Origin of the sequence: Mesorhizobium sp. M1D.F.Ca.ET.231.01.1.1 (assembly GCF_003999155.2) — a bacterium.
In the GTDB taxonomy this organism is placed as follows: Bacteria; Pseudomonadota; Alphaproteobacteria; order Rhizobiales; family Rhizobiaceae; genus Mesorhizobium.
On record NZ_RZOZ02000067.1, the window covers coordinates 1 to 428 of the forward strand.

The window sequence follows — 428 nt, forward strand, 5'->3', positions numbered from 1 at the left end:
GCACGATCCGCGACCCGCCGCGCGAGGCGACAAGCAGGTCGTCGTCAAGCTCGCAGGCGCTGATCGTGCCGTGCACCGTGCCGTCGGCGCGCGAATGGAAGCTCGACAGCGGCTTCATGTTGTGGTCGCAGTGGACCACCAGCCCGTAGGACCTGGTGACCGCGTAAGGTTTGAGCACATTCATCTGCTTGAGCTGGCTGCCCTGCATCGGCTCGCGATAGTCGCGCCACGAGCTGAGCGAGGGCGCCATCCAAAAGGCCTCCGGCACCTCCGCCAGCATGCGCTTGCGGTAGGATTCCTCGCGCAGGATGAACTCCACCAGCTGGTTGCGCACCGAATAGAAGGTCAGCCAAGAGCCGGCATTGAAGGCCGGCGCGATGCGGGCGGGATAGGCCGGCAGATGGTCCAGCACCGGCACTGTGGCCTTG

The 428-nt window shown here is 65.7% G+C and carries 1 pseudogene; it reads right to left on the bottom strand.

Annotation, left to right across the window (positions count from 1 at the left end):
* Positions 1-428: pseudogene (locus tag EN874_RS32285) on the bottom strand (strictosidine synthase); the annotation flags it as partial.